Origin of the sequence: uncultured Candidatus Thioglobus sp. (genome assembly GCF_963981275.1) — a bacterium.
GTDB lineage: Bacteria > Pseudomonadota > Gammaproteobacteria > PS1 > Pseudothioglobaceae > Thioglobus_A.
This window is the reverse complement of sequence record NZ_CAXCCZ010000046.1, coordinates 1-7,063: the sequence shown is the minus strand read 5'-3', so window position 1 is coordinate 7,063 and position 7,063 is coordinate 1. Positions and strand designations below refer to the sequence as shown.

7 protein-coding genes are annotated in these 7,063 nt (G+C 40.5%); 6 read left to right on the top strand and 1 reads right to left on the bottom strand.

Annotated elements, in window-relative coordinates:
* Nucleotides 1-1,058, top strand: a 1,058-nt coding sequence (locus ABNR88_RS06655) for a 5'-nucleotidase C-terminal domain-containing protein (protein ID WP_348670208.1), incomplete at its 5' end; no start/stop codon positions are given.
* 62 nt (nt 1,059-1,120) lie between these two features.
* Nucleotides 1,121-2,239, top strand: a complete 1,119-nt coding sequence (locus tag ABNR88_RS06650; RefSeq protein WP_291929127.1) for a HupE/UreJ family protein — start codon at nt 1,121-1,123, stop codon at nt 2,237-2,239.
* A gap of 156 nt (nt 2,240-2,395) precedes the next feature.
* Here the strand turns inward: ABNR88_RS06650 and ABNR88_RS06645 are convergent, their stop codons facing one another.
* Nucleotides 2,396-3,361: a KpsF/GutQ family sugar-phosphate isomerase gene (locus tag ABNR88_RS06645; protein WP_291929131.1), complete on the bottom strand. Its 966-nt coding sequence runs from the start codon at nt 3,359-3,361 to the stop codon at nt 2,396-2,398.
* A 52-nt stretch (nt 3,362-3,413) separates the two neighbouring features.
* On the opposite strand from ABNR88_RS06645, the gene ABNR88_RS06640 reads away from it, so the two are divergent.
* The 4 genes from ABNR88_RS06640 (at nt 3,414) to fusA (ending at nt 6,997) form a co-directional block, all read left to right on the top strand.
* Nucleotides 3,414-3,890 carry a low molecular weight protein-tyrosine-phosphatase gene (locus tag ABNR88_RS06640; protein WP_291929136.1) on the top strand — a complete coding sequence of 159 codons (477 nt, stop codon included), beginning with the start codon at nt 3,414-3,416 and terminating at the stop codon, nt 3,888-3,890.
* 115 nt (nt 3,891-4,005) lie between these two features.
* Nucleotides 4,006-4,380, top strand: a complete 375-nt coding sequence (gene rpsL / locus ABNR88_RS06635) for a 30S ribosomal protein S12 (protein ID WP_291929139.1) — start codon at nt 4,006-4,008, stop codon at nt 4,378-4,380.
* Between the two features lie 28 nt (nt 4,381-4,408).
* A complete protein-coding gene (gene rpsG / locus ABNR88_RS06630) occupies nt 4,409-4,876 on the top strand; it encodes a 30S ribosomal protein S7 (protein ID WP_053951619.1) in 468 nt (155 codons plus the stop codon).
* Between the two features lie 18 nt (nt 4,877-4,894).
* Entirely contained in the window at nt 4,895-6,997 is a 2,103-nt protein-coding gene (gene fusA, locus ABNR88_RS06625) for an elongation factor G (RefSeq protein ID WP_348670207.1), read from the top strand.
* Nucleotides 6,998-7,063: the final 66 nt, after the last annotated feature.

Genomic DNA, 7,063 nt, shown 5'->3' with positions numbered 1-7,063 from the left:
TGCGTGAAGATGAGCTGAGTGAACTGGTTGCAGATATTCGTGAAAATGAAAAGCCAGATGCTGTGATTTTGGTTTCTCATAATGGTATGGATGTTGACATTAAAATGGCTTCTCGAGTCGTTGGTATTGATGCTATTTTTGGTGGTCATACGCATGATGGTATGCCAAAACCTATCGAAGTGAAAAATGCAGGCGGCATGACAGTGGTTACTAATGCGGGCTGTTCAGGTAAATATATTGGTGTGTTAGATTTTGATATTAAAGATCATCGTGTGGTTGGTTACAACTACAAAATGTTGCCAATTTTGACTGACTTTGTTAAGCCAGATGCAGCCATGGTCTCTTTTATCACTAAGATGCGTAATACTAAATACGATGAAAATGTAGTGGAAGCCAGAAGCTCAGCTATGTCAAATAATATGGATCGTCTAGATAAAACTTACGATGAAATTTTGACAGAGAAGCTTTGTAAAACTGACCAAACTTTATATCGTCGTGGTAACTTTATGGGCACTTGGGATCAAGTATTGGTTAACTCATTGCGTGAAGAGCATGATGCAGACTTTGCTATGTCAGCTGGTGTGCGCTGGGGTACGTCGGTGCCAGCAGGGCATGATGTAACTATGGAAGATCTCATGACAAACACTTCAATGACGTATGGTGAAACATATGTGAGCGAGCTAAAAGGTGCACAACTTAAAGATATCTTAGAGGGCATTGCAGAAAATTTATTTGTACAAGATCCATATTTACAATCAGGTGGTGACATGGTGCGTATGGGTGGCATGGACTACACCATTGATCCGGCGGCAACATTGGGTAATCGTATTTCAGAGATGAAAGATGATGAAGGTACAACAATTGATCCGAATAAGTCGTATAAAGTTTCTGGTTGGGCGCAAGTGGGCTCGGTTGGTAATGGACGTTTAATGTGGGACGTTGCTGCTGACTATTTACGTAAGCAGGGTACACTAGACTTGAAGAAAGTTAATCATCCAACTATTAAAGGTGTTAAGACTAATCCAGGTATTGAAAATTATGCTGGAAAGTTGATCTAAATCTGGAGTAAAAAGTATTATAAAAAGCCCCGCTAGTCGGGGTTTTTTATTACAGAGGGCTAATGAAATTACTATTCTTATTACTGTTGTTTGTTAATATCACTGTGCAGGCAGATGTGGTTAAGCCGGCTTTGGTGGAAGTGTCCATCTTTAAAAATAAGACACTGGAAGTGAAAATTGATTTAAGCCTTGAAGCGGCCATGACGGGTATTGGTACGCAATATAAAAATACTACAGACTCGCCAAATGCAGCGCAGTATGATGAATTACGTGCATTTAAGCCTGAGCATTTGCAGCAACGATTTAAAGCATTTGAAGCTGAATTTTTAAATAGCCTCCAATTAAGTGTAAACAGCCAACGTCAAGCGCTCTTTTTAAAAGAGGTTGACGTTGACATTGTTGGTTATAAAAAACGCCCTAGAAAAACTGTTTTGACGTATCAGACGCCACTTGATGAATGGCCCAAAACGCTGACTTGGCAGTATGGAAAAATCCATGGCGATAGTGCCTTGCGCTGGCAAATATACAAAAAAGATGAATACAATTGGAGTCAGTGGCAATGGTTGCGTGATGGTAGCTCAAGTGGCATGATTGACGTTAATCACCCAGAGTCTCAAAGCGCTACGCAGCGTTTTGTTCAATTTATTGATATTGGTTTTGATCATGTTATTCCGTTAGGTTGGGATCATATTTTGTTTATTATTGGCATGGCGCTTTCTTCCTTGTTATGGCGTCGTTTATTATTATTGGTAAGTGCTTTTACCTTGGCGCACACACTTACACTGGGCTTGGCAATGGTAGGTGTGTTAGAAATATCAGCAAGAATTGTAGAGCCGTTGATTGCTTTTTCTATCGCCTACGTGGCGATTGAGAATTTACTCACCCACCAGTCCATCAAACGCAAAACCATTATTGTGTTTATATTCGGCTTGATTCATGGTTTGGGTTTTGCCAGCATGCTTAAAGGGTTCGAGATGATGCCCGATTCATTTTTAACCACGCTCATTGGTTTTAATATTGGCGTGGAATTGGCACAAGTGATTATTGTGCTGGGTGTAGTTAGTGTGCTGTTGTTGCTTCGCAAGTTAAAACTTAACTATCAACAATTGGCCGTTGTGCCGGTTTCAGTATTAATTGCACTGATTGGCGTTTGGTGGGGTGTTGAAAGATTAATTACTTAGGTGTGGCTAATTATTCTAAATAAGCATTGTGTTAATTGTAAGTATTTTTTTCTTTCTATGAGGTGAATTTTATAAATATGCAGGGCGTGAAGTAAATCTTTACAATCAAGTGTTTATAAAATTCAACAAAGTAAAAAAAGGAAAAGACAAAGTAATTTAGATGATTTTTGCTTGCATTAAAGTGTGTGTGTTAATAGCTCCTAGCACTTGGTTAGATTCGTCGACAACAGGTAGAGAGTTTAAGTTAAACTCATCCATCATTTGCACAGCGGTCATGGCTGGCTTGTCCGCTAGAATTGTTTTACAATTTGGAATCATTACCTCTTCGATTTTCAGATTTTGAATATCAGTATGTGTTTCTAGCACGCGGCGTAAATCACCATCAGTAAAGATACCCTCTAGATGGTTGTTGTTAGTAATGAGCACCATGCCCAAAGCTTTTTGACTCATCACCAGCAGTGCATCTAATAATTTGGTTTGAGGAGAGACTGTTGGAATGTCGTCACCAGTTTTCATAATATTGTGAACAAAAGTTAGTAGCCTCCTGCCAAGTGCACCCGAAGGGTGTGAGCGAGCAAAGTCATCCGGGCTAAAACCTTTGTTGGTTAAAATACTCACTGCTAGGGCGTCACCCATAGCGAGTGCAACTGTAGTTGAGGAGGTGGGTGCTAAATTATGCGGACAGGCTTCCATCTCTACGCTAACATCTAGATGTACATCGCTAATTTGACCGATTGAAGAGTTCTTATTGCCGGTCATGCTAATGATAGGTGCGCCTAGGCGTTTGATTACTGGCACCAATGTCATGATTTCATCTGATTCGCCAGAATAAGAAATGCAGATAGCAACATCGTTTGCCTCGATCATGCCTAAATCTCCATGCCCAGCTTCGCCTGGATGTACGGCAAAAGCTGGTGTGCCAGTGGAGGCGAAAGTGGCGGCAATTTTATTGCCAATATGGCCGGATTTTCCCATGCCGATTAAAACTACTTTACCTGTACAATTTTGAATAAGACCACAGGCATCAATAAAACTCTGATCGAGTTGATCAGCCAATTGAGTGACAGCACTTGCTTCGGTTAGAATAACTTGTTTAGCGGAATCCAATAAGGTGTTAGGCATAATCAACTTTGATAATAGATATAATGATTGATTTTATCAACTATAAAAGCAGATGAGTGACGAAAAAACTAAAATTTTATTTGTTTGCATGGGTAATATTTGTAGATCGCCAACCGCTGAAGGTGCTTTTGAATCTCAAGTAAATAAGCGCGGCATGGGGGATTTATTTGAAATTGATTCAGCTGGTACACACGCCTATCATGTTGGCGAGCAGCCAGATTCCAGATCACAATTCTCGGCGGCCAAATACCAGGTAGATTTATCTAGTCAGCGTGCGCGCCAAGTCCATGAAAGTGATTTTTATTATTATGACTATATTTTTGCGATGGATGAATCGAATTTATCCAATATGCAAAATATTTGCCCTAAAGATCAGCAATTCAAGCTATCTTTAATGCTAGATAACATACCCAATAATCAAACAAAAAGTGTACCCGACCCCTATTTTGAAGGCCGATTCGATGAGGTATTTGAAATGCTAAATCGCGCCAGTAATTTTTTATTAGACAGCTTGATGAAAAAGGCCTAAAACTTGTTGACATAAGCGCGCCTAACACAGTATAATTCACTCCTTTATTGCCCCCGGAAAAACAATGGGTGGCTGTAACTTATTTAAATTAAAGAAGATTTGGAGAAATAGCGATATGTCAACAGTTAATCAATTGGTACGTAATCCACGTAAAAAGAAGGTTACCAAAAGTGGTGTGCCAGCATTAGACAGCTGCCCTCAAAAACGTGGCGTATGTACTCGTGTATATACAACAACCCCTAAGAAGCCTAACTCAGCATTACGTAAAGTTGCTCGTGTCAGACTTACTAATTCAGCCGAAGTAACAACTTACATTGGTGGTGAAGGGCACAACTTACAAGAACACTCTGTGATTCTTATTCGTGGCGGTCGTGTTAAAGACTTGCCTGGTGTTCGTTATCACACGGTTCGTGGTGCACTAGATACCGTTGGTGTTGATGGCAGAATGCAAGGTCGTTCTAAGTATGGTACTAAGAAACCTAAGAAATAACAACAATATATAAAACAAGAGAAACCCTATGAGAAGAAGATCCGCCCCTAAAAGAGAAATCCTACCAGACCCGAAGTTTGGTGATTTAGTATTGGCTAAGTTTGTAAACATCTTAATGTTAGATGGTAAAAAATCTGTAGCTGAGAAGATCGTTTATGATGCGTTAGATACAATTGAAGCTAAAGGTAATGCTGAGCCAATTGAAGTATTCAAACAAGCCCTAGATAACATTGGACCACAGGTTGAGATTAAGTCTCGCCGTGTTGGTGGTTCAACTTACCAAGTTCCAATTGAAGTAAGAGCAGAGCGTAAAATTGCGCTAGCCATGCGTTGGATTATTGAAGCATCACGTAAGCGTGGTGAAAAAGGTATGAAGCTTAGACTAGCAGGCGAAGTATTAGACGCGGTTCAAAATCGTGGCACTGCATTTAAGAAGAAAGAAGACACTCACAGAATGGCTGAAGCAAACAAGGCGTTTGCTCATTTCCGCTGGTAAACGAAAGGATTTAAGAAAATGGCAAGAAATCACCCACTTAGTCGCTACCGTAATGTTGGCGTTATGGCGCACATTGATGCTGGTAAAACAACAACAACTGAACGTGTTCTTTTATACACAGGTCGTACTCACAAAATTGGTGAAGTACATGACGGTGGCGCAACCATGGACTGGATGGAGCAAGAGCAGGAACGTGGTATTACTATTACTTCTGCTGCAACAACCTGTATGTGGAAAGGTATGGATGAGCAGTTTGAAGAGCATCGTATTAATATTATTGATACTCCGGGACACGTTGACTTTACAATTGAAGTTGAGCGTTCTTTAAAAGTATTAGACGGTGCAATGGCATTGTTCTGTGCGGTTGGTGGTGTAGAGCCTCAATCAGAAACTGTATGGCGTCAAGCTAATAAATACAACGTTCCTCGTATCGGTTTTGTTAATAAGATGGACCGTGCTGGTGCAGATTTCTTGCGTGTATGTGATCAAATTAAAACACGTTTAGGTGCAAACCCTGTACCAATGCAAATTGCCATTGGTGCCGAAGAAGATTTTAAAGGTGTGGTTGACTTAATCACTATGAAGGCGATTTACTGGAATGAAGCAGATCAAGGTGCAACTTATGAAGCGCTAGATATTCCTGCAGAATTACAAGACCTTGCTGAAGAAAAGCGTGAATTCATGATTGAATCAGCTGCAGAAGCTTCTGAAGAGTTAATGGAAAAATACTTAGAAGATGGCGATCTAACAGATGACGAAATTAAAGAAGGTATTCGTACTCAGACTATTAATAATGAAATTATTCCAATGTTCTGTGGCTCAGCATTTAAAAATAAAGGTGTGCAAGCAGCATTAGATGCAATTATCATGTACATGCCGTCTCCACTAGATGTTGATGCAATTGAAGGTATTCTTGACGATAAAGACGAGACTCGTGCGCCACGTCCAGCGAGTGACGATGAGCCGTTCTCAGCTTTAGCATTTAAAATTGCAACGGACCCATTCGTTGGTACGTTAACTTTCTTCCGTGTTTACTCAGGTGTACTTAAAGCGGGTGATTTCGTCTATAACTCATCTAAAGGTAAAAAAGAGCGTATTGGCCGTATGGTTCAGATGCATTCTAATGACCGTGAAGAAATTAAAGAGGTTCGTGCCGGTGATATTGCTGCTGCGATCGGCCTTAAAGATGTAACAACTGGTGACACGCTATGCGATCTTAAAGAGAAGATTGTTCTAGAAAGAATGGAATTCCCTGAGCCGGTAATCGCATTAGCAGTTGAGCCTAAAACTAAAGCTGACCAAGAAAAAATGGGTATCGCTTTAGGTAAGCTTGCAGCTGAAGATCCGTCTTTCCGTGTATCGAGTGATGAAGAATCCGGACAAACAATTATCGCTGGTATGGGTGAGCTTCACTTAGATATTATTGTAGATCGTATGCAGCGTGAATTTGATGTTGAGTGTAACGTTGGAGCACCACAAGTATCTTACCGTGAAGCAATTACAACAATGGTTGAGCACCAGCATAAATTTGCTAAGCAATCAGGTGGTCGTGGTCAGTATGGACATGTACATTTACGTATCGAGCCACAAGAAGCTGGCGCCGGTTATGAGTTCGTTGATGAAATTAAAGGTGGTGTAATTCCTAAAGAATATATTCCTGCCGTTAACAAAGGTGTTCAAGAGCAAATGGAGAACGGTGTATTAGCCGGATTCCCATTAGTTGACGTTAAAGTAACAGTTTATGATGGTTCTTACCATGATGTTGACTCGAATGAAATGGCATTTAAGATTGCCGCTTCTAAGTGTTTAGCGGAAGGTGTTAGAATGGCTAATCCACAACTTCTTGAGCCAATGATGGCAGTAGAGGTTGTTACACCTGAAGAGTACATGGGTGATGTTATGGGTGATCTTAACCGTCGTCGTGGTTTGGTTGGTGGCATGGAAGATCTTCCAAACGGCAAGCAATTGAAAGCAGACGTTCCACTAGCTGAAATGTTTGGTTATGCAAATGATCTTCGTTCAGCGACCCAAGGACGTGCGAGCTATTCTATGGAATTCTCAAAGTATACGGCAGCACCTAAAAACGTTGCTGACGATGTTATCGAAAAATTAAATAAGTAAGGAGTATTTACAATGTCAAAAGAAAAATTCGAAAGAACCAAGCCCCATGTAAACGTGGGCACAATC

Bases quoted from the DNA above. Each gene is read 5' to 3' on its own strand.
- ABNR88_RS06640 (WP_291929136.1), top strand. From the start codon at position 3,414: ATGAGTGACGAAAAAACTAAAATTTTATTTGTTTGCATGGGTAATATT.
- rpsL (WP_291929139.1), top strand. From the start codon at position 4,006: ATGTCAACAGTTAATCAATTGGTACGTAATCCACGTAAAAAGAAGGTT.
- fusA (WP_348670207.1), top strand. From the start codon at position 4,895: ATGGCAAGAAATCACCCACTTAGTCGCTACCGTAATGTTGGCGTTATG.
- rpsG (WP_053951619.1), top strand. From the start codon at position 4,409: ATGAGAAGAAGATCCGCCCCTAAAAGAGAAATCCTACCAGACCCGAAG.
- ABNR88_RS06650 (WP_291929127.1), top strand. From the start codon at position 1,121: ATGAAATTACTATTCTTATTACTGTTGTTTGTTAATATCACTGTGCAG.
- ABNR88_RS06645 (WP_291929131.1), bottom strand. From the start codon at position 3,361: ATGCCTAACACCTTATTGGATTCCGCTAAACAAGTTATTCTAACCGAA.